The organism is Kitasatospora terrestris (assembly GCF_039542905.1).
GTDB classification, from domain to species: domain Bacteria; phylum Actinomycetota; class Actinomycetes; order Streptomycetales; family Streptomycetaceae; genus Kitasatospora; species Kitasatospora terrestris.
This window is the reverse complement of record NZ_BAABIS010000001.1, coordinates 3,694,660-3,713,444: the sequence shown is the minus strand read 5'-3', so window position 1 is coordinate 3,713,444 and position 18,785 is coordinate 3,694,660. Positions and strand designations below refer to the sequence as shown.

At 73.6% G+C, this 18,785-nt stretch carries 21 protein-coding genes; 11 read left to right on the top strand and 10 right to left on the bottom strand.

Translation table 11 applies throughout. The features are described 5' to 3' along the window. Window positions 1-23: 23 nt before the first annotated feature. The 3 genes from ABEB06_RS17020 to ABEB06_RS17010 all read right to left on the bottom strand — a co-directional run bounded on the left by ABEB06_RS17020 (window position 24) and on the right by ABEB06_RS17010 (window position 3,763). The gene (locus ABEB06_RS17020) at window positions 24-1,211 is read right to left on the bottom strand and encodes a DUF5667 domain-containing protein (protein WP_345697712.1); all 1,188 of its coding nucleotides are present in this window, start codon (window positions 1,209-1,211) and stop codon (window positions 24-26) included. Between the two features lie 255 nt (window positions 1,212-1,466). Next, window positions 1,467-2,345 (bottom strand): ECF subfamily RNA polymerase sigma factor, BldN family, encoded by an 879-nt coding sequence (locus tag ABEB06_RS17015; RefSeq protein WP_345697711.1) that lies wholly within the window; start codon window positions 2,343-2,345, stop codon window positions 1,467-1,469. Window positions 2,346-2,824: 479 nt separating this feature from the next. Then, entirely contained in the window at window positions 2,825-3,763 is a 939-nt protein-coding gene (locus ABEB06_RS17010; RefSeq protein ID WP_345697710.1) for an HAD family hydrolase, read from the bottom strand. 96 nt (window positions 3,764-3,859) lie between these two features. Here ABEB06_RS17010 and ABEB06_RS17005 point away from each other — a divergent pair, with 96 nt between their 5' ends. The 7 genes from ABEB06_RS17005 to hemB all read left to right on the top strand — a co-directional run bounded on the left by ABEB06_RS17005 (window position 3,860) and on the right by hemB (window position 11,060). Continuing rightward, window positions 3,860-4,132, top strand: a complete 273-nt coding sequence (locus tag ABEB06_RS17005) for a glutaredoxin family protein (RefSeq protein ID WP_345697709.1) — start codon at window positions 3,860-3,862, stop codon at window positions 4,130-4,132. Window positions 4,133-4,256: 124 nt separating this feature from the next. Then, on the top strand, window positions 4,257-4,934 hold the full coding sequence (locus ABEB06_RS17000) for a 3'-5' exonuclease (protein WP_345697708.1): 678 nt from the start codon (window positions 4,257-4,259) through the stop codon (window positions 4,932-4,934). 101 nt (window positions 4,935-5,035) lie between these two features. Continuing rightward, window positions 5,036-5,899: a redox-sensing transcriptional repressor Rex gene (locus tag ABEB06_RS16995; protein ID WP_345697707.1), complete on the top strand. Its 864-nt coding sequence runs from the start codon at window positions 5,036-5,038 to the stop codon at window positions 5,897-5,899. A gap of 106 nt (window positions 5,900-6,005) precedes the next feature. Further along, window positions 6,006-7,406, top strand: coding sequence for a glutamyl-tRNA reductase (locus ABEB06_RS16990; protein ID WP_345697706.1), 1,401 nt, complete (start codon window positions 6,006-6,008; stop codon window positions 7,404-7,406). 41 nt (window positions 7,407-7,447) lie between these two features. Then, on the top strand, window positions 7,448-8,422 hold the full coding sequence (gene hemC, locus ABEB06_RS16985) for a hydroxymethylbilane synthase (protein ID WP_345697705.1): 975 nt from the start codon (window positions 7,448-7,450) through the stop codon (window positions 8,420-8,422). Then, window positions 8,419-10,041 (top strand): bifunctional uroporphyrinogen-III C-methyltransferase/uroporphyrinogen-III synthase, encoded by a 1,623-nt coding sequence (locus tag ABEB06_RS16980; RefSeq protein WP_345697704.1) that lies wholly within the window; start codon window positions 8,419-8,421, stop codon window positions 10,039-10,041. The genes hemC and ABEB06_RS16980 overlap by 4 nt, the downstream gene beginning before the upstream one ends. Before the next feature lie 38 nt (window positions 10,042-10,079). Then, entirely contained in the window at window positions 10,080-11,060 is a 981-nt protein-coding gene (hemB, locus tag ABEB06_RS16975; RefSeq protein ID WP_345697703.1) for a porphobilinogen synthase, read from the top strand. A 72-nt stretch (window positions 11,061-11,132) separates the two neighbouring features. Here the strand turns inward: hemB and ABEB06_RS16970 are convergent, their stop codons facing one another. The 3 genes from ABEB06_RS16970 to ABEB06_RS16960 form a co-directional block, all read right to left on the bottom strand. Next, window positions 11,133-11,393 (bottom strand): hypothetical protein, encoded by a 261-nt coding sequence (locus ABEB06_RS16970; RefSeq protein WP_345697702.1) that lies wholly within the window; start codon window positions 11,391-11,393, stop codon window positions 11,133-11,135. Window positions 11,394-11,601: 208 nt separating this feature from the next. Next, window positions 11,602-11,946 (bottom strand): rodlet layer protein, encoded by a 345-nt coding sequence (locus tag ABEB06_RS16965; RefSeq protein WP_345697701.1) that lies wholly within the window; start codon window positions 11,944-11,946, stop codon window positions 11,602-11,604. A 149-nt stretch (window positions 11,947-12,095) separates the two neighbouring features. Beyond that, window positions 12,096-12,440, bottom strand: a complete 345-nt coding sequence (locus ABEB06_RS16960) for a rodlet layer protein (RefSeq protein ID WP_345697700.1) — start codon at window positions 12,438-12,440, stop codon at window positions 12,096-12,098. A gap of 300 nt (window positions 12,441-12,740) precedes the next feature. On the opposite strand from ABEB06_RS16960, the gene ABEB06_RS16955 reads away from it, so the two are divergent. Continuing rightward, window positions 12,741-13,451: a hypothetical protein gene (locus ABEB06_RS16955; RefSeq protein WP_345697699.1), complete on the top strand. Its 711-nt coding sequence runs from the start codon at window positions 12,741-12,743 to the stop codon at window positions 13,449-13,451. Between the two features lie 80 nt (window positions 13,452-13,531). Here the strand turns inward: ABEB06_RS16955 and ABEB06_RS16950 are convergent, their stop codons facing one another. From ABEB06_RS16950 to ABEB06_RS16935, 4 genes are all read right to left on the bottom strand, one after another. Further along, window positions 13,532-13,921: a hypothetical protein gene (locus tag ABEB06_RS16950; RefSeq protein ID WP_345697698.1), complete on the bottom strand. Its 390-nt coding sequence runs from the start codon at window positions 13,919-13,921 to the stop codon at window positions 13,532-13,534. 105 nt (window positions 13,922-14,026) lie between these two features. Next, a complete protein-coding gene (locus ABEB06_RS16945; protein ID WP_345697697.1) occupies window positions 14,027-14,293 on the bottom strand; it encodes a chaplin in 267 nt (88 codons plus the stop codon). Window positions 14,294-14,375: 82 nt separating this feature from the next. Further along, the gene (locus tag ABEB06_RS16940; protein WP_345697696.1) at window positions 14,376-14,618 is read right to left on the bottom strand and encodes a chaplin; all 243 of its coding nucleotides are present in this window, start codon (window positions 14,616-14,618) and stop codon (window positions 14,376-14,378) included. Window positions 14,619-14,929: 311 nt separating this feature from the next. Continuing rightward, on the bottom strand, window positions 14,930-15,181 hold the full coding sequence (locus tag ABEB06_RS16935) for a chaplin (RefSeq protein WP_345697695.1): 252 nt from the start codon (window positions 15,179-15,181) through the stop codon (window positions 14,930-14,932). Between the two features lie 244 nt (window positions 15,182-15,425). Here ABEB06_RS16935 and ABEB06_RS16930 point away from each other — a divergent pair, with 244 nt between their 5' ends. The 3 genes from ABEB06_RS16930 to ABEB06_RS16920 all read left to right on the top strand — a co-directional run bounded on the left by ABEB06_RS16930 (window position 15,426) and on the right by ABEB06_RS16920 (window position 18,359). After that, window positions 15,426-15,665 (top strand): chaplin, encoded by a 240-nt coding sequence (locus tag ABEB06_RS16930; RefSeq protein ID WP_345697694.1) that lies wholly within the window; start codon window positions 15,426-15,428, stop codon window positions 15,663-15,665. Window positions 15,666-15,909: 244 nt separating this feature from the next. Beyond that, on the top strand, window positions 15,910-17,571 hold the full coding sequence (locus ABEB06_RS16925; protein ID WP_345697693.1) for an RICIN domain-containing protein: 1,662 nt from the start codon (window positions 15,910-15,912) through the stop codon (window positions 17,569-17,571). A 95-nt stretch (window positions 17,572-17,666) separates the two neighbouring features. After that, window positions 17,667-18,359, top strand: a complete 693-nt coding sequence (locus tag ABEB06_RS16920) for a hypothetical protein (RefSeq protein ID WP_345697692.1) — start codon at window positions 17,667-17,669, stop codon at window positions 18,357-18,359. Window positions 18,360-18,785: the final 426 nt, after the last annotated feature.

Sequence of the window (18,785 nt, the reverse complement as noted above, 5' to 3'; positions counted from 1 at the left end):
GCGTCTCCGTCTCGGGCGTTGCGCTAGCCCAGGGTGAGACCGGGCAGCAGGCCCGGGATCAGCGGCGGGATGCTCAGGCCCTGCTGGGGCTCCGGCGAGGCCGCGCCCGAGGGGCTGGAGCCCGCGTCCTGCGCGCCGGCCGAGGGGCTCGGCGTGGCACCGCCGCCGGTCAGCGGACCGGTCAGCGGGTTGAGGACCGAGCCGAGGCCCGGCGCGGTCGACGGCGCGGTGCCCGTCCCGGACGTGGTGCCGGTGCCGTGCGCGGTGGGCGCGGAGCCGGGGCCGCCGCGCTGGGTGCCCGTCCCCGCCGTGGTGCCGGCGCCGCCGGTGGTGCCGGGGGACTGCTGGGCGCCGCCCGTCCCCCCGCCGGAGCCGCCGGTCGTGCCGGTGGGCTGCTCCAGGCGGAGGGGCGCGACGTCCTCGCTTATGTCCTCGAAGAGGCGGTCGACCTTGCCGGCCTGGGTGGCCAGACCGGACGGGAGCCGGCTCTGCATCGCCGTCCAGCGCGAGTCCTGGCCGCCGGCGAAGCTGGCCAGCTTCTGCATCGGGGCGAGGGAGCCGTTGGACCGGTACACCGAGCGCAGCAGGTCGCGGCCGCGCAGCGCCTCGGCGTGCATGTCGTCGAGCGCGCGGCGGACCTGCTCCACGGTGCCGGGGCTGAGCGCGGTCGGCGAGCCGTCCCGGTTGAGCAGGGACTGCGCCTCGTCGAGCCGGGTGGAGGCCTGCTGCAGGAGCAGGGCGCCGCGCTCGGCGTCGGAGTCGGCCCAGTCCAGGCGGAGGCCTTCGAGGCCGCGCTTCATGCCGTACAGGGCGTCCCCGGGCAGCGCGTTGCCGGCCGCGGCGGCCGCGCCGGCGAAGCTGCCGACGGCGACGGCGCCGACCAGGCCGCCGATCACCAGGCGGCGGCCCCAACGGGTGCGGCGGGCCCGGGCGGCCCGGTGGCCGCGCTGCTTGGGCACGGCCGCCGCGGCCCCGCCGCCGGCCCACTCCTGCTCGAACGCGGCCATCAACTGGGCGCGTTGGACCGTCCGCACCTCGGGGCTCAGCTCGGGCTCGGGCAGTGCGCCGAGCGAGTCGGCGATGGCGAACAGCTCGGCCATCGCGGTGGAGCCGGCCCGGTGCGAGCCGGTGCTCCCGTTCTCAGCCTGGTGGGCCTCCAGCGCCTCGGCGAAGGACTTCGCCCGCCGGTGCTCCAGCACGTTTGCCGTCACGGGCCACACCTCCCTTCGTCGTGTTCGACACCGTGGCCGGCCGGACGGTTGCCCCGGCTGGCCGAAACCACACCATCGGGTGACAGGTCTGGATCCCACTTGACTGAAGACCCGGTGGCGGACTGCACGCTGGCCAACGAGCGGTGTCGGCGGTCGGTTACGCAGCTCTGATCATGTGACCGCCTCTTCACCCGCACGTGTGCGTGCCGGAAGGCCGGTGACGGTCCGTCGGATATCACGGCCCGGATCACGCGGTCACCGGGCGTCGGGCGGCAGCAGCCGGGCCAGGGTGCGGACGGCGCGGTACTGGAGGGTCTTGATGGCGCCCTCGTTCTTGCCCATGATCCGTGCCGTCTCGGCGACCGAGAGGCCCTGCAGGAAGCGGAGGGTGACGCACTCCTGCTGCTGCGGGTTGAGCCGCCGGACGGCCTCCAGCAGCGCGGCGTTGGACAGCGACTCCAGCACGGAGTCCTCCGGGCTGCGCTCGCACTCGTTGGAGTCGAGCATCTCGCCGGTGGTCACCTCCAGCCGGAAGCGGCTGGACTTGAAGTGGTCGGCGACCAGGTTGCGGGCGATGGTGACCAGCCAGGCGCCGAAGTCCCGGCCCTGCCAGGTGAAGGTGCCGATCCGGCGCAGCGCCCGCAGGAAGGTCTCGCTGGTCAGGTCCTCGGCGGTGGCCCGGCTGCCGACCCGGTAGTAGATGTACCGGTAGACGGTGTCGGCGTAGTGGTCGTAGAGCCGGCCGAAGGCCTCGCTCTCCCCGTTCTGGGCGCGCTCGACCAGGTCGACGATCGGGTTGTGCTCGGTCTCGGTGCCGGTGCCCGGCCCGGTGGGGGCCGTCCGGGCGCGGGTCCGCGGGGAGCCGACGGTGGTGGCGCGGCCGCGGCCCGTCGCGGAGCCGGCGGAGGTGCCGGAGGACGTGCCGGTGGCGGTGGAGCGCTGCAGGACGCCGGGGAGCTGCGGGCGGACGGTGACGGGGCGGACGAACGCGGCACCGGCCACGGCGGGTTGGGGGACCAGGAGTTCGAACTCGCGGATCGCGGCCCACAGCCGCTCCAGGCTCGCACCGCGGCGCAGGGTGGCGGTCGACGGGCGGGAGGTGGCTGGCGCGTCGTTCCGGACGGGTGGGTACACGGGACTCCCAGAGGCAGAACTGTGGACGGGATTCACCTCCGCCGGCGCGGAGAGCACACTCCCGACCCCTCGTCAGCGGGGACGCGCGGGTGGCGTGCGTCCAGGAGAGAATAACGCTTTGTGCAATGACAGCTACACCCTGTGGTCGAAGTGGTCGGATGAGGTCCACTTCTTGCGCATATTCACCTGTCACTGATCGAAATTGCCGCCATCCATCCGGCTCAACGTGATCGCCTGTGCGCACGGTGTGACCGATTTCGCTGCGGGGGCGCCGGTTTCCCAGCCTTGGCGCTTCGCAACCCCCGACTTTCCCGAGACGTCGAACGATCAGTTCCGGTCACCGGCGGTCTGATGCGAAGTACCCGCCGGGGTGTCCCGGTTCACGCCTGGGTGTGAGTCCGGATCACCGTCGGGGTGGATCGGATCGCCGCAGGTTGACGGGGGTCCGGGCGGCGGCCCGGCGGGTGGCCCGAGCGGGTTCAGGCGGCGGCCCGGCGGCGGCGCTGGGCGAGCAGCACGGCGGCCGCGCCGGCCGCCACACCGAGCCCGGCGGCGGCCGGCAGCCCGACCCGGGCCGCCTTGCGGCCGGTCCGGAAGTCCCGCACCCGCCAGCCCATCGCGCGGGCGTGCCGGCGCAGCGCCGCGTCCGGGTTGATCACGTACGGGTGGCCGACCAGGCCGAGCATCGGGATGTCGTTCGCCGAGTCGCTGAACGCCGCGCACCGGGCCAGGTCCAGCCGCTCGCGGCGGGCCAGCGCCTGCACCGCGGCCGCCTTGGCCGGGCCGTGCAGCAGCCCGCCGACCAGCCGGCCGGTGTACTCGCCGTCGGCGGTCTCCGCGACGGTGCCGAGCGCGCCGGTCATGCCGAGCCGGCGGGCGATGATCCGGGCCACCTCCTGCGGGGCGGCGGTGACCAGCCAGACCCGCTGGCCCGCGTCCTGGTGCATCTGCACCAGGGCGCGGGTGCCCGGCCAGATCTTCTCCGCCAGCACCGGCTCGAAGATCTCCTCGCAGATCCGCTCCAGGTCGGCGGTGCGCTTCCCGGCCACCAGCGAGAGCGCGGTGTCCTGCGCGTCGGCGATGTGCGCCGGGTCCTCCGAGCCGCGCAGCCGGAAGCAGGCCTGCTGCCAGACGAAGCGGGCGACGTCGCGGCGGGTGACGAACCGGCGGCGGTACAGGCCGACCCCGAGGTAGAAGATCGCGGCGCCGCGCAGGATGGTGTTGTCGCAGTCGAAGAACGCGGCGGCCCGCGGGTCGCCCGGGGTCGGCGTGTGGTCCTCGGCGGGCGCGCGCGGGGCCCTGGCGGCCGGTGCCGCCTCCAGGCCCGCCTCGGCCGCCTCGGCGGCGGCCTCGCCCGCCAGTGCGGTCCGTTCGTCGGGGGAACGCCTTGCCCGGGTGAGCCTTCGCAGCGCGGCCATGGCACCGAGCATAGCCAGCCGGGCGGGTGGATCCCGTGACGGCGGCGTGCAGGCGGGGTTAACGGTGCACGGCGGCCGGGCGGGCAGAATGGGGCGGTGAGCCTGCTGCGACGTGAGAAGAAGAACCCGGCCGAGTCCACCGTGACGCTGATCGGCAAGCCGGGCTGCCACCTGTGCGACGAGGCCCGTGCGGTGATCCTCAAGGTGACCGGGGAGCTGGGCGCCTCCTTCGAGGAGAAGGACATCCTGGCCGACGAGGAGCTGTACGAGAAGTACTGGGAGCAGATCCCGGTCACCCTGGTCGACGGCCGCCAGCACGACTTCTGGCGGGTCGACGAGAAGCGCCTGCGCACCGCCCTCGGCGCCTAGCCGGCCCGGCCCCCGGAGTGGGGTTGCTCACGAAGCTGACGGGATCCTTACGACTTCCTGAATGGTGGGCTTACGATCTAACCCGTTTGTTGTCCGCCGGGGGCTGCCTGCAGAGGAGGGCGCGATGCCCGGCTATGCCGTCGTCGACGTCGAGGCCACCGGCCGTAGCCCGTGGCGCCACCGGGTGGTCGAGATCGCCGTCGTCCTGCTGGACGCCGGGCTGCGGCCGGAGGGCGAGTTCTCCTCGCTGGTCGACCCGCTGGGGCCGGTGGGCCCGACCCACGTGCACCGGATAGCGCAGGAGGACGTGGTCGGCGCCCCGCGCTTCCGCGAGCTGGCCCCGGAGCTGCTGGACCTGCTGGCCGGCCGGGTGCTGGTCGGCCACCACGTGACCTGCGACCACGCCTTCCTGGACCGGGAGTTCGCCCGGATCGGGGTGGTGCTGCCCGCCGTCCCGCTGCTGTGCACCATGCGGCTGGCCCGCGAGCTGCTGCCCGAGGCGGGCGGCTGGGGCCTGGCCGCGTGCGTCCGGGCGGCCGGCCTGGGCTGGTACCCGGCGCACACCGCGCTCGGTGACGCGCGGGCCGCCGCGGGCCTGCTGCGGCACTGCCTGGACGCGCAGGCGGGCCCGCCCGCCGAACTGCCGGTGGCGGCCGCGGTGCCGTGGCCGCGGCTGGGCCGGGCCCGGTCGCTCGACGGCGAGGGGCAGGTCCCGGTGCTGAGCAGGGCGCTGCCGGCCGGGCCGTGGCTGCCCGGTGCCGGGCCGGCGGGCCGGCTGGCGAGCACGGCCGGTGGCGAGTGATGCGTGTCACTGTGCAGGGACAAATCGGACACCATCTTTGTGCACACGTTCACAAACGCATAGCCTGGCTGTCCAAGCCCAGCTTCACCCACAGGAGCACCGTGGCAATCGGCCGACCCTCACCCAGCTCTCCGCAGACGCCCGACTCGGGCGCCGCGCGCCGACCCTCGCGTGCCCGGGGCATCCCGGAGGCGACCGTGGCCCGGCTGCCGCTGTACCTCCGGGCGCTGACCGCCCTGTCGGAGCGCTCGGTGCCCACCGTCTCCTCCGAGGAGCTGGCCGCCGCCGCCGGCGTGAACTCCGCCAAGCTGCGCAAGGACTTCTCCTACCTCGGCTCGTACGGCACCCGCGGCGTCGGCTACGACGTCGAGTACCTCGTGTACCAGATCTCCCGCGAGCTCGGCCTCACCCAGGACTGGCCGGTCGTCATCGTCGGCATCGGGAACCTCGGCCACGCGCTCGCCAACTACGGCGGTTTCGCCTCCCGCGGCTTCCGGGTAGCCGCCCTGCTGGACGCCGACCCGGCCGTGGTCGGCAGCACCGCAGCCGGACTCCCGGTGCGGCACATGGACGAGCTGGAGGAGATCGTGGCCTCCCAGCACGTGTCGATCGGCGTGATCACCACGCCGCCCGGCGCCGCCCAGCAGGTCTGCGACCGCCTGGTGGAGGCCGGTGTGACCAGCATCCTGAACTTCGCCCCGACCGTCCTGACCGTCCCCGACGGCGTCGACGTGCGCAAGGTCGACCTGTCGATAGAGCTGCAGATCCTCGCCTTCCACGAGCAGCGCAAGGCCGGCGACGAGCCGACCTCCGGCGACTCCGTCCTCGACCGCGCCCCCGGCCCGGTCCGCGCCGCCGCGGCCAAACTGCGCCGCGCCGCGGGCGGTACGGCCAAGTCCGACGCGGGCAAGGGCAAGTCGGGCAAGGGACCGGACGGCGACATCTCCGCGGTGATGCCGGCGTGAAGCACAATTCCTGTATCGCAGCAGGGGGGCACGTGAGCGAGCGAAGCGAGCGAACCATCAGCGCTGTGAGTGGCGGAGCCACCACCGAGCGAAGCGAGGTGGGGGCATGAGTCTGCTCGTGGTCGGGCTGAGCCACCGGACCGCGCCGGTCGGCGTGCTGGAGCGCGCCGCGCTCACCGGCGAGACCCCGACGCGCCTGCTGCACGACGCCGCCGCCAGCGCGACGGTCGCCGAGGCCGCCCTGGTCAACACCTGCAACCGGATCGAGCTCTACGCGGACGTGGACAAGTTCCACGCCGGCGTCGCCGAGCTCTCCCAGCTGCTCGCCGCCCGCAGCGGCGTCGACCTGGAGGAGCTCACCCCGCACCTGTACGTCCACTACGAGGACCGCGCCGTCCACCACCTCTTCTCGGTGGCCTGCGGCCTGGACTCGATGGTCGTCGGCGAGGGCCAGATCCTCGGCCAGCTGCGCGACGCGCTCGCCAAGGCGCAGGACGAGCACACCGCCGGCCGCGGCCTCAACGAGCTGTTCCAGCAGGCCCTGCGGGTCGGCAAGCGCGCCCACAGCGAGACCGGCATCGACCGGGCCGGCCAGTCCCTGGTCACCTTCGGCCTGGAGCAGGTCGCCGCCGGGGCCGGCGAGATCGCCGGCAAGCGCGCCCTGGTGGTCGGCGCCGGCTCGATGAGCTCGCTGGCCGCCGCCACCCTGGCCCGGGCCGGCGTGCAGGACCTGCTGATCGCCAACCGGACGGCCGTCCGCGCCGAGCGGCTGGCCGAGATCCTCGGCGGCGGCGCCCGGACGCTGGACTTCGCGAAGGTCCCCGAGGCGCTCGCCGACGTCGACCTGGTGGTCTCCTGCACCGGCGCGGCCGGCACCGTGATCAGCGCCACCGAGGTGGCCGCCGCGATCGCCCAGCGCACCGCCCGGACCCCGCTTGCCTTCCTCGACCTCGCCATGCCGCGCGACGTCGACCACGCCGTCCACGGCCTGCCCGGCGCCCTGCTGGTCGACCTGGAGAGCCTCTCCCACGCGCACGCCGCCGCCCCCGGCGCCGGCGACGTGGACGCGGTCACCCGGATCGTCGCCGACGAGGTCACCGCCTTCGGCCAGGCCCAGCGCGCCGCCCGGATCGCCCCGACCGTGGTCGCGCTCCGCTCGATGGCCTCCGACGTGGTCGCCGGCGAGCTCGGCCGGCTCGAGTCCCGCCTCCCCGACCTGGACGAGCGCTCCCGCGCGGAGATCGCCCAGACCGTCCGGCGGGTGGTCGACAAGCTCCTCCACGCGCCGACCGTCAAGGTCAAGCAGCTCGCCGCCGAGCCCGGCGGAGCCTCCTACGCGGAGGCGCTGCGCGAACTGTTCGACTTGGACCCCGCGGCAGTGCAGGCTGTCTCCGGCACCCCGGTCGGCAGTCAGGCCGGGACGTCGATCCCGGCGGGGGCCCTTCCCGAAATGAGCAGGGGCCCCGCCGCCCAGTCCGGCGCCGTCCCCACCGGGGCAGCCAGATGAACCACCAGTCCGCCCACCAGCACGACCAGGACGATCCCCTCATGAACGGTCAAGAGTCAGTGACGCCCCTGCGGCTCGGCACGCGCCGCAGCGCACTCGCCATGGCCCAGTCCGGCATGGTCGCCCGGGAGGTGACCCGGCTCACCGGCCGCCCCGTCGAGCTGGTCGAGATCACCACCTACGGCGACACCTCCCGCGAGGCCCTCGCGCAGATCGGCGGCACCGGCGTCTTCGTCTCCGCCCTGCGCGACGCGCTCCTCGAAGGCCGGATCGACCTCGCCGTCCACTCGCTCAAGGACCTGCCCACCGCCGCCCCCGCCGGGCTGCTGCTGGCTGCCGTCCCCCAGCGCGAGGACGTCCGCGACGCCCTGGTCGCCCGCGACGGCCTCGCCCTGGAGCAGCTCGTCGAGAAGCTCGCCGGGCACCCCGCCCGGATCGGCACCGGCTCCCCGCGCCGGATGGCCCAGCTCAACGCCTGGGCCGCCGCCAACGGCGCCGCGATCGAGACCGTCCCGATCCGCGGCAACGTCGACACCCGGATCGGCTACGTCACCAAGGGCGAACTGGACGCGGTGGTGCTCGCCACCGCCGGCCTCAACCGCCTCGGCCGCTCCACCGAGATCACCGAGCACCTCGACCCCGAGCTGATGCTCCCGGCCCCCGGCCAGGGCGCCCTCGCCGTCGAGTGCGTCGACCCCGCGCTCGCCCGGCGGCTCGCCGCCCTCGACCACCTGCCCACCCGGGCCGCCGTGGTCGCCGAGCGGGCCCTGCTCGCCGCCCTGGAGGCCGGCTGCTCGGCGCCCGTCGCCGCGCTGGCCGGCTGGACCGGAACCGAGCTGCGGCTGGAGGGCGTGGTCGGCACCGTCGACGGCGCCACCCTGCTGAAGATGACCGCCAACGGCCCGATCGTCCAGGACGGGGCCGCCGAGGAGCAGGCCGCCGCCCTGGGCCGCGCCCTCGCCGCCCGGCTGCTCGCATCCGGCGCGGCCGACCTGATGGGGGAGCGAGTTCGATGACCGCTAATCCTGTTCCGGCTGCCGGCCGCTGCTCCTTCCTGGGTGCCGGTCCCGGCGACCCCGGGCTGCTCACCCTCCGCGCGGTCGACGTGCTCTCCACCGCGGACGTGCTGATCGCCGACCCGATGACCGCCGCCGCCGTGCGCACCCACTGCCCGGCCGGCGTGACCGTCCACCACCCCGCCGAGGACCCCGCCCTCGACGTCGCCGAGCTGGTCGCGGACGCCGTCCGGGCCGGCAAGCACGTGGTCCGCACCATCGACGGCGACCCCGGCCTGGACGGCTGCGCCGCCGACGAGATGCTCTGCTGCGCCTCGGCCGGCATCCCGTTCGAGCTGATCCCGGGCGTCGCCCAGTCGGTCGGCGTGCCCGCCTACGCGGGCGTCCCGCTGCGCGGCGGCCACGGCGCCGACCTGCGCTTCGTCGACGCGGGCGCGCTGCTGGCCGGCCAGCCGGTCGACCTCGGCGCCGCCGAGACCACCCTGGTCGTCCGCACCACCCTGGGCCAGCTGCCCGCCACCGCCAACGCGCTGGTGGCGTGCGGCCGCAAGCCCGACGCGGCGCTGTCGGCGACGCTCTCCGGCACCACCACCCGCCAGCGCACCTTCACCTCCACGCTGGCCACCATCGCCGCCGACCTCAAGGCCGCCCGGGTGCTGCCCTCGCCGGTCTCGGCCCCGGTCGACCCGGCGACGCCGGTGATAGCCGTGGTGGGCGAGCAGGTCGCCCACCGCGCCTCGCACTCGTGGTTCGAGACCAAGCCGCTGTTCGGCTGGAACGTCCTCGTCCCGCGCACCAAGGAGCAGGCCCACGGCCTGTCCGAGCAACTGCGCTCGTACGGCGCGGTGCCGCAGGAGGTGCCCACCATCGCGGTGGAGCCCCCGCGCACCCCGCAGCAGATGGAGCGCGCCATCAAGGGCCTGGTCACCGGCCGGTACGAGTGGATCGCCTTCACCTCGGTCAACGCCGTCAAGGCGGTCCGGGAGAAGTTCGAGGAGTACGGGCTCGACGCCCGCGCCTTCGCCGGCATCAAGGTCGCCGCGGTCGGCGAGACCACCGCGCAGGCCCTGGTCGACTTCGGCGTCAAGCCGGACCTGGTGCCCAGCGGCGAGCAGTCCGCCGCCGGCCTGCTGGAGGACTGGCCGCCGTACGACCCGGTCTTCGACCCGATCGACCGCGTCCTGCTGCCGCGCGCCGACATCGCCACCGAGACCCTGGTCGCCGGCCTGGTCGACCTCGGCTGGGAGGTCGACGACGTGACCGCGTACCGGACCGTGCGCGCCTCGCCGCCGCCGGCCGAGACCCGCGAGGCGATCAAGGGCGGCGGCTTCGACGCGGTGCTGTTCACCTCGTCGTCCACCGTGCGGAACCTGGTCGGCATCGCCGGCAAGCCGCACAACGTCACCGTGATCGCCTGCATCGGGCCGGCCACCGCGAAGACCGCCGAGGAGCACGGCCTGCGGGTCGACGTGATGGCCCCGGCCCCGTCGGCCTCGGCGCTCGCGCAGGCTCTGGCAGACTTCGGGGCCAAGCGCCGCGACACCGCGACCGCCGCCGGCGAACCGGTCTACCGTCCCAGCGAGCGCCGTCCCGGCTCCCGCCGCAAGGCCGCGAGGTAGCGCCCCGTCAGGGGCGTGACCGATCACTCGGAGATCCCATGCCTGCCGAATTCCCGTCCGTCCGTCCGCGCCGCCTGCGGACGACCCCCGCCGTGCGCCGGCTGGTCGCGGAGACCAGGGTGCACCCGGCGGAGCTGATCCTGCCCGCGTTCGTCCGGGAGGACATCAGCGAGCCGAACCCGATCGGCTCCATGCCGGGCGTGGTCCAGCACACCCGGGACAGCCTGCGGCGGGCCGCCGTCGAGGCGGCGGAGGCGGGGGTCGGCGGCATCATGCTGTTCGGGCTGCCCGAGCTCAAGGACGCGGTCGGCTCCGAGGGCACCAACCCCGACGGCATCCTGCAGCGGGCGATCCGCGACGTGGTCGCCGAGGTCGGCGACGAGCTCGTGGTGATGGCCGACCTGTGCCTGGACGAGTTCACCGACCACGGCCACTGCGGCGTGCTCGCCGAGGACGGCAGCGTCGACAACGACGCCACCCTGGCCCGCTACGCCGAGATGGCGGTCGTCCAGGCCGAGGCGGGCGTCCACATGGTCGGCCCGTCCGGCATGATGGACGGTCAGATCGGCGTGATCCGGCGGGCGTTGGAGGAGGCCGGCCACCAGGACGTCGCCGTCCTCGCGTACACCGCGAAGTACGCGTCGGCGCTGTACGGCCCGTTCCGCGAGGCGGTCAACTCCTCGCTCAAGGGCGACCGCAAGAGCTACCAGCAGGATCCGGCGAACGCCCGCGAGGCGCTCCGCGAGCTGGAGCTGGACCTCGCCGAGGGCGCAGACCTGGTGATGGTGAAGCCGGCCATGCTGTACCTGGACGTGCTGCGCCAGGTCGCCGACCGTTCGCCGGTCCCGGTGGCCGCGTACCAGATCTCCGGCGAGTACGCGATGGTCGAGGCGGCGGCCGCCAACGGCTGGATCGAGCGGGAGCGGACCATCCTGGAGACCCTCACCTCGATCCGCCGCGCGGGCGCCGAGCAGATCCTCACCTACTGGGCGGTCGAGGCCGCCCGGATGATCGGGTAGCACCCCCGCGTCGCACGGGGGAGGGCCGGGACACCGATCGGTGTCCCGGCCCTCCCCCGTGCGACGCGGGGATCAGTCGTCGATGACGACGATGCCCTCCTGGCCGCCACCGACCGCGGTGGAGGTCGCCCAGCCCCAGCCGTGGCCGGCCGCGAAGATGTGGCTGGTCTCGGCGAAGCCGGCCCAGTGGCCCGCGACGAAGGGCTCGTCCGCGGTGGCCACGCCCTCCTGCCCGCCGCCGGTCGCCACGTGGGCGTAGGCGGGAGCGGCGACGCCGATCGCCGCGAGCGCGACGACCGAGGTCAGAACGGCCTTGCCCAGCATGCTCTTCATCAGAATCAGTGATCCTCTCTGGTGAAAGACTGTCACTACACGTGATCACACGGCGGGCCCGCCGGAGCGGAGCACGCGCCGCCGCCGCGGCCTCTCACCCGAACGGACGGGATCGGGCGCGGACGTGAAAACCGCCGGGCCCGGGGAGTGGATCCCCCCGAACCCGGCGGCCGTCTGTGGAGCGTCGATCAGATCAACCGGTAGGTGATCAGCCGATCAGGTGGCTGACGCCACCGTCGCCGCTGCCCACGGTGTTCTGGCCGACGACGCAGGTCTGCTCCGGGTTGTTGTTCAGAGCCTTGACCTCGATCGGCACCGCGGCGCCGATGACGGCGACGGCGATGTTGTGGACCTCCGGCAGGCAGAGGTTCGGGTTGTCCAGGGTGTGGGTGTTGGGGCTGTGGTTGCCCTGGGTGCCGGTGGCGTTGGTGCCGCCGTTGCCCTGGAGCGAGGTGGCGGAGCCGTCGGAGTCGGCGATCGCCATCGCGGGAGAGGTGGCGAAGGTGAGGCCGGCGGCGGCGATACCGGCGGCGGCGAGAGCCTTCTTGATCATCTCTGGAGTTCCTTTTCGGATCTGATGGAGGTGGAGCGGGGGCCCGACTCGTGGCGCGAACCGGGCGGGTCGCCGTCCGGCCGGGGGGAGCGGCCGGACGGCGGGAGCCGTACGGAGCGGGGGCTCCGCGGGCTGGCAGTGACGGTGCGTCAGCCGACCAGGTGGGAGACGCCGCCGTCGCCGCTGCCGATGGTGCCCTGGCCGACCACGCAGGTCTGCTTGGGCTGGTTGTTGAGTGCGTCGACCTCGACCGGAACCGCCACGCCGAGGACCGCCACACCGATGTTGTGGATCTCGGGGAGGCAGATGTTCGGGTTGTCCGCGAAGTGGAAGTTCGGGCTGTGGTTGCCCCAGGTGCCGGTGGCGTTGGTGCCGCCGTTGCCCTGGATGGAACCGGCCGAGCCGTCCGAGTTCGCGATGGCGCCGGCGGGGGCGGACGCCGCGGCCAGCGCGGCGGCAGCCAGGCCGACGGACGCGAAAGTCTTCTTGAGCATGGGAGAAACCTCTCTGGAATTGCCGTCCACCGCACTCAACGAGAAGTCGGGCGGGTGGTTGCTAGCCCGTTGGAGCGGATTCGCGACCTGCCGCGCACCCCGTCGTGGCTGCGACGACCGGATCAAAGAATGGCGGGCGGGAAAGTTACGGGGCGGCGTGAAAAATTGCCGACGATCTCCATTCCGCCACGAAGTGCGGTCGGATTATTAGGCCGTTCCGGTTAACTCTTGCTTCTCGCCCGGCCCTGACTCGTTCCGCAGGATGCCCACGCAACAGCCACGCACAGAACGGTGAACAGCATGAAGCTCTCCAAGCGGGCGACCGGTGCCCTGCTGCTGGCGGTCGGCGCCGGCGTCGCGAGCACCCAGGGCCTCGCGCATGCGGCGGCCCCCAAGACCCCCGCTGAGGTGGCGGCGATCGAGAACGACCTCGGCCACCAGGAGGTGCCGTACACCATTCCGCTCGGCGCGGCGACCGACCCGATCCCGCTGCTGCCGGACGGCGGTGAGATCCACGGTTCCTTCCCCACCTCGCCGCTGATGCCGCCGACCGAGACCAACGCCGACCCCAAGCAGCCGATCCCGGACCACATCGTGCCCGCCCTGAACGGCGGCAAGGAGGGCCCGGCGCTCGGCGCCACCCTGCCGCTGCCGGTCGCCGACGAGTCGACCGACCTCGGCACCCTCGGCCTGGACGCGCCGGCGGCGCCGCTCAACCTGGCCGGTCCGGCGGTCGGCCTCGGCCGGCCGGTCACCTTCGTCGAGGGCCGCAGCGGTGAACTCACCGACGCGGCGCTCTCCCTGGACAAGGTGGACCCGCACCTGGTGACCGGCCCGGTGCAGGCCGTCCCGGGCGCCAAGGCGGAGCTGGGCGGCAACCCGGACGAGATCTCGGTGACCGACTCGGTGCAGAACCTCACCGCGACCACCACCGGCACGGTCGGCGGCATCCTCGCCCAGGCCGAGCCGGTGGAGACCGTCGGCTCGGCGATGGACCAGACGGACGTCTAGCTAGCCCGCTGCTCCTCGGCGTGCCGAAGGGCCCGGTACCGCCGGTACCGGGCCCTCCTCGCATGCCGACCGACGGGCCGTCAGAGCGGCAGCGCGCCCAGCAGGGCGCCGGCCACCGGCAGGTCCTTGGCACCGCCGCCGTTGGAGAGCGGACCGGTCACCGCGGAGGTGGCGACCGGCGGCATGCCGTTGTCCGGGGCCACCGCGACGCCGTTGTTCAGGAAGTCGGCCGAGGACCCGGCCCACGGGTCCAGTCGCAGCTCCTTCACCGGTGCGATCGCGTAGCCGAGGCCGCTGGTGGTGCCGCCCACGGCCTGCGCGGCGTCGGTGTTCTGCAGCTGGGTGGCGGGCAGCGGGAGGTCCGCGGGAAGGACCTGTTCGGCCTGCGCGGCGCCCGCGTTGGCGCCGCTCAGCAGCACGGCGGTGCCGATCGCGGCCAGGGCGCCGGCGCCGGTCCTGGTACGGGACATGGGGTTCCTCCGATGGGGGTGTGCGTGCGGGTACGCCTACTGCCCCTCGGCCCGGGTCGGCCGAGGGGCAGTGGACGTGCGGGGCTGTCGATCAGCGGTGGCCGATCAGCAGTCCTCCTCCATCGGAGGGGCGTCCACGTTGGCGCAGGAGTTGCCGAACGCGGGGTTCAGCAGGCCGACGACGTCGACGGAGTTGCCGCAGACGTTCACCGGAACGTGCACCGGCACCTGGATCAGGTTGCCGGAGAGCACGCCGGGAGAGTTGGTGGCGACGCCCTGGGCCTCGGCGCCGGCGTTGGCAACACCGGCGGCGGTCATCACCAGGCCGGCAGCGGCGGCCGAGAGGACGGCGGCCTTCTTCACGTTCTGCATGGGGGTTGATCTCCTAGATCACACACGGGGAGGGGTGCGGGGTGCCGCCGGAGGGCGGCACCCCGCGTCAGCTCTCGCTGAGTCAGCCGATGTTCGCGCAGTGGTTGCCGAACGCCGGGTTCAGCGCACCGATGACGCTGATGGTGTTGCCGCAGACGTTCACCGGGATGTGGACCGGCACCTGGATCAGGTTGCCGGACAGCACGCCCGGGGAGCCGGCGGCGACGCCCTCGGCGGTCGAGGACGCGGCGGCGACGCCGGCCGAGCCGAACGCGAGGCCGGCAGCGGCAATCGACAGGACGGCAGCCTTCTTGAAGTTGCGCATGGGGTTCTTCCTCCGATTTCTGCCCGACTGTTGGAAGGTCGGGAGCCGGGCGAATCAGCATCATCGCCCGGGGATTTCCGGTTGGGCCGTGATTGTCACTCACGCGGCTCAAGACCCGCGTGTCGCACGTGGATTGAGCGAAGCGGAATGCCGCATTGGGGTGCGCCAGGCGTCCGTTCCCCACGGCAGGGAGAGGAGCGCGCGACGGCGCGTCCAGGAGAGCGGTTGCGTCATCCTGGGGTCTGCGGAGCCGGCCCGTCGGGCCGCCGCACGCCGGTGACGGCGGGCGGCCGGACGGGCCCGTCCGGCCGTCAGGCGTTGACGCAGGAGTTGCCGAACGCCGGGTTCAGGAGACCGATGACGTTCACGGTGTTGCCGCAGACGTTCACCGGCACGTGCACCGGCACCTGGATCAGGTTGCCGGACAGCACGCCGGGGGAGCCGGCGGCCACGCCCTCGGCAGACGCGCCGTGGGCGCCGTGGGCCGAGGCCGCGCCGGCGGCACCGAGGAGCAGGGCCGCGGCGGCCGCGGAGCCGAACGCGCCGTAGGCGAGCTTGCGCATGATGCAGTCTCATTTCTTGTGCGGTGAAGCGGTTACGCAGGGAAGAACGACGCAGCGCGCGGAGGGAAACGGGCTGATTCCGCGATCACCCGAATGCGCCGGTTGCGCCGGACGGGTGATTGTCGGAGGCCGGGCGCAACCGAAGTGATCGGGTCTCGTTGCCCGTGGTGCACGCCCTGTGCGCTTCCGTGCTGAGCCTCCAGTGCGCGGCAATTGGAAGATCTGATTTATCGAGGAGACTCATATGAGCGTCAAGAAGGCTGCCGCGGTCGGCGCCGCCGTCGTCGGCATCGTCGCGGCCGGTGCCGGCACCGCCATGGCGAGCGCCGAGGCCGAGGGCGTCGCGGCGAACTCTCCCGGTGTCGCCTCCGGCAACGCCATCCAGGTTCCGGTGCACATCCCGGTCAACCTCTGCGGCAACTCCGTCGACATCATCGGCGTGCTGAACCCGGCGTTCGGCAACTCCTGCGCCAACGTCGGCTGACTCCGGCAGGTCGTCTGACCTGGCCGGTCGATTCCGCACAGCCGAGCCGCCGTCCCCCGCCTCCACCCCTCCTGAGGCGCGGGCGGCGGCTCGGTCGTCGTCCGGCCAACTCCTGCCCGGTGGGGCGGTCCTGACTCTTGTTGCGTTACCTGTCAGTACCTAGCATGTGAGCCTGGCTCATGTTCAACCCATGCTCCCCACCGCCGGCACCCGCCGGCGGACCCCCACCCTCCAGGAGTCATGAGTGACCAGGTCCCCACGGGTCGGCGTGCGCCGGTCCCGGCCACCCGCCCTGCTCGCCACCGCCGCCCTGCTGGCCGCCCTCGGCCTCGGCAGCGGCCTCACCGGCGCCACCGCCGCCGCTGCCGGCGGATCCCCCTCGGCCGGCAGGCCCGCCGCCATCGTCGCGCTCGGCGACAGCGCCATCTCCGGTGAGGGCGCCGGCACCGACACCGGCGACGACTACGTCCCGGGCACCGACACCCCCACCAACTACTGCCACCGCTCCACCAGGTCCGAGATCTTCCAGACCGGCCTGCCCGGCGTCACCCCGATCAACCTCGCCTGCTCCGGCGCCCAGACCGGCGACCTGGTCAGCGACCCCGAGCTGGCGAAGATCACCGGCGGCGGCAGCGGCGACTTCGGCGAGCCCAAACAGGACGTCCAACTCGCCTCGGTGGCGGGCCAGTACGACGTCAAGATGGTGGTCGTCACGATCGGTGCCAACGACGACTTCGACTTCGCCGGGATCATGATGAACTGCCTGGTGCAGTACTTCCCGATCCCCAAGGACAAGGGCTGCCGCGACACCATCGGCAGCGCCGAGATCGCCAGGCGCGCCGAGGGCGTCAAGCCCAAGGTGGTCGCCGCACTCACCAACATCCGCAACACCATGCGCAAGGCCGGCTACGACGACTCCGCGTACCAGCTGGTCTACCAGTCGTACTTCACCCCGATCACCCCGGACATCCGGCGCAACGACTACGCCGGCAAGGTCGCCGACGGCTGCCCGGCCTTCCCCGAGGACCTCGCCTGGGGCCACAACTGGGTGGTGCCCCGGCTCAGCGACGCCCTCCGCGAGTCCGCCGCCCGCGTCCCCGGAGTCCGCTACCTCGACCAGCGGCGGGTCTCCTACGGCCACGAGGTCTGCGCCGAGTGGACCAGCTCGCCGTACGAGTACACCAACGGCGACGTCATCGACCTCTCCGAGAAGACCCGCAACGGCTGCGACTCGGAGATCGGCATCCCCGGCGTCTGCATGAACATGGTGCGCCAGTCGTACCACCTGCGGGTCGCCGGCTACCGCGCCGAGGCCGCCTGCCTGGCGCAGTTCTACGCCCAGCCCGGCCAGCGGGAGGCGTTCTGCACGCTCAACCAGCAGAACACCACCTCGATCGAACCGCTCACCCCCGGCAAGCCCTTCCCCGACGGGCCCGAGGACGGCGCCTGGTACCAGCTCACCAACGCCGCCAACGGCAAGGCCCTCGACCTCAGCGGCGGCGGCACCTACGGCGACTCCACCAACGGGCGGGCCGCGATCACCTATCCGGCGACCGGCGGGCTCAACCAGTCCTTCGTCTTCGAGATCAAGTCCGGCGGCAGCTACGAGCTCGACTTCAGCGGCAACCGCGACATGTGCTTCGACGCCACCGGCGCCTCCACCGCCCCCGGCACCCGCCTGGAGCAGTGGCGCTGCAACGGCGGCGCCAACCAGCACTGGATCCTCAGCCCGGTCGGCGACGGCACCTGGAAGATCGCCGACTCCCAGGACCCGAGCAAGCTGGTCTCGCTCTCCGCCGCCACCGACGGCGGCGGCAACCCGTACGTCGAGCTCGCCAACGACACCGGCGCCGCCGGGCAGCACTGGCAGCTCACCAAGCTCGGCATCGTCTACCTGCACGGCTGAGCGCCCTCACCCGGGCGACGCCACCCCCCGAGCAGGGCGGCCGGGGCTGCTGGGGCCCCGGCCGCCCGCCCTCCCGGGCGGGATAGGGTCGGCGGGTGCCGTCCCCTCTCGCCGACCTGGTCCGCTACGCCGCCGCCCTGGAGCCCGCCGAACTCGCCTGGGCCCACCTCGCCGGACGCCTCGACGCCGAGGACACCCAGTTCCTCGCCTTCCTGCGCCGCTGCGACCTCGACACCCGGGGTCAGGACTTCGCGCTGCTGGAGAACTCCGAGCAGCTCGACGCCGACTGCCGCGCGCTCGCCGCCGGCCGGGACGGCCTCGACCGGGTCTGGGCCTACCTCTGCACCTGTGTCGCCGGCACCCCCGACCCGGCCGGCCGCCAGGAGTTCCTGCTCGACCGCGCCGCCGACGGCCGGGGCATGGACTGGAGCTCCACCACCGCGCTGATGGGCACCGACCGGCCCGAGGAGGTCGACGCGGCCCTCGACCGGTCCGACCCGCTGGCCGGCGTCGCCCTGATCGGCCTCGCCGTCACCCACCCCGACCCGGCCAACATCCTGCCCCGCGTCGCCCGGGCCCTGGCCTCCGACGACCCCGACCTGGTCCACCAGGCCACCGTCGCCCTCGCCCACACCGCCCGCCTCCACGGGACCGTCGACCGCGCCTGCCTCGACCTGCTGCGCCGCCTGCCCCGCGGCAACGAGGCCGACGACGACATCTGGGCCTTCGTCCCCCGCCACCGCCTCCCCTGGTGGCTCTGGCGCTCCCGCCTCCTCCCCGGCCGCTGAGCCCAGCCCCGGACAGGGAAAGCCGCCGGAGCCGAAGCCAGAGCCGTCGGCCGCAAGCCGAGCCGCCAGCAGGACGGCCCCCCGGACGCCGGGCCACCCGGCCGACCCTGGGCCTCGCAGGAATCCGCGCCTCCGAGCCGCCAGCGGGGCAGCCTTCCCGGGCGCCGGGCCGCCCGGCGGAGCCGGAGCCATCGGGCCGTAAGCCGGGCCGCAGGCAGGTTGGCCTCCCCGGGCGCCGGGCCACCCGGTGGACCCTGGAGCCTCGCAGGAACCTGTGCCTCCGGCAGGGTCCGAGCCGCAGGCAGGGTGGCCCTCCCGGGTGCCGGGCCACCCGGCGGAGCCGGAGCTGTCGGCCGTGAGCCGAGCCGCAGGCAGGTCGGCCCTCCTGGGCGCCGGGTCACCCGGCGGAGCCGGAGCCGTCGATCA

What these genes read in the sequence shown, in the direction of transcription:
- ABEB06_RS16980 (WP_345697704.1), top strand. Translation starts at nt 8,419, where the DNA reads ATGACCGCTAATCCTGTTCCGGCTGCCGGCCGCTGCTCCTTCCTGGGT.
- ABEB06_RS16970 (WP_345697702.1), bottom strand. Translation starts at nt 11,393, where the DNA reads ATGAAGAGCATGCTGGGCAAGGCCGTTCTGACCTCGGTCGTCGCGCTC.
- ABEB06_RS16955 (WP_345697699.1), top strand. Translation starts at nt 12,741, where the DNA reads ATGAAGCTCTCCAAGCGGGCGACCGGTGCCCTGCTGCTGGCGGTCGGC.
- ABEB06_RS16940 (WP_345697696.1), bottom strand. Translation starts at nt 14,618, where the DNA reads ATGCGCAACTTCAAGAAGGCTGCCGTCCTGTCGATTGCCGCTGCCGGC.
- hemB (WP_345697703.1), top strand. Translation starts at nt 10,080, where the DNA reads ATGCCTGCCGAATTCCCGTCCGTCCGTCCGCGCCGCCTGCGGACGACC.
- ABEB06_RS16950 (WP_345697698.1), bottom strand. Translation starts at nt 13,921, where the DNA reads ATGTCCCGTACCAGGACCGGCGCCGGCGCCCTGGCCGCGATCGGCACC.
- ABEB06_RS17010 (WP_345697710.1), bottom strand. Translation starts at nt 3,763, where the DNA reads ATGGCCGCGCTGCGAAGGCTCACCCGGGCAAGGCGTTCCCCCGACGAA.
- ABEB06_RS16960 (WP_345697700.1), bottom strand. Translation starts at nt 12,440, where the DNA reads ATGCTCAAGAAGACTTTCGCGTCCGTCGGCCTGGCTGCCGCCGCGCTG.
- ABEB06_RS16935 (WP_345697695.1), bottom strand. Translation starts at nt 15,181, where the DNA reads ATGCGCAAGCTCGCCTACGGCGCGTTCGGCTCCGCGGCCGCCGCGGCC.
- ABEB06_RS16930 (WP_345697694.1), top strand. Translation starts at nt 15,426, where the DNA reads ATGAGCGTCAAGAAGGCTGCCGCGGTCGGCGCCGCCGTCGTCGGCATC.
- hemC (WP_345697705.1), top strand. Translation starts at nt 7,448, where the DNA reads ATGAACGGTCAAGAGTCAGTGACGCCCCTGCGGCTCGGCACGCGCCGC.
- ABEB06_RS16965 (WP_345697701.1), bottom strand. Translation starts at nt 11,946, where the DNA reads ATGATCAAGAAGGCTCTCGCCGCCGCCGGTATCGCCGCCGCCGGCCTC.
- ABEB06_RS16945 (WP_345697697.1), bottom strand. Translation starts at nt 14,293, where the DNA reads ATGCAGAACGTGAAGAAGGCCGCCGTCCTCTCGGCCGCCGCTGCCGGC.
- ABEB06_RS17000 (WP_345697708.1), top strand. Translation starts at nt 4,257, where the DNA reads ATGCCCGGCTATGCCGTCGTCGACGTCGAGGCCACCGGCCGTAGCCCG.
- ABEB06_RS16990 (WP_345697706.1), top strand. Translation starts at nt 6,006, where the DNA reads ATGAGTCTGCTCGTGGTCGGGCTGAGCCACCGGACCGCGCCGGTCGGC.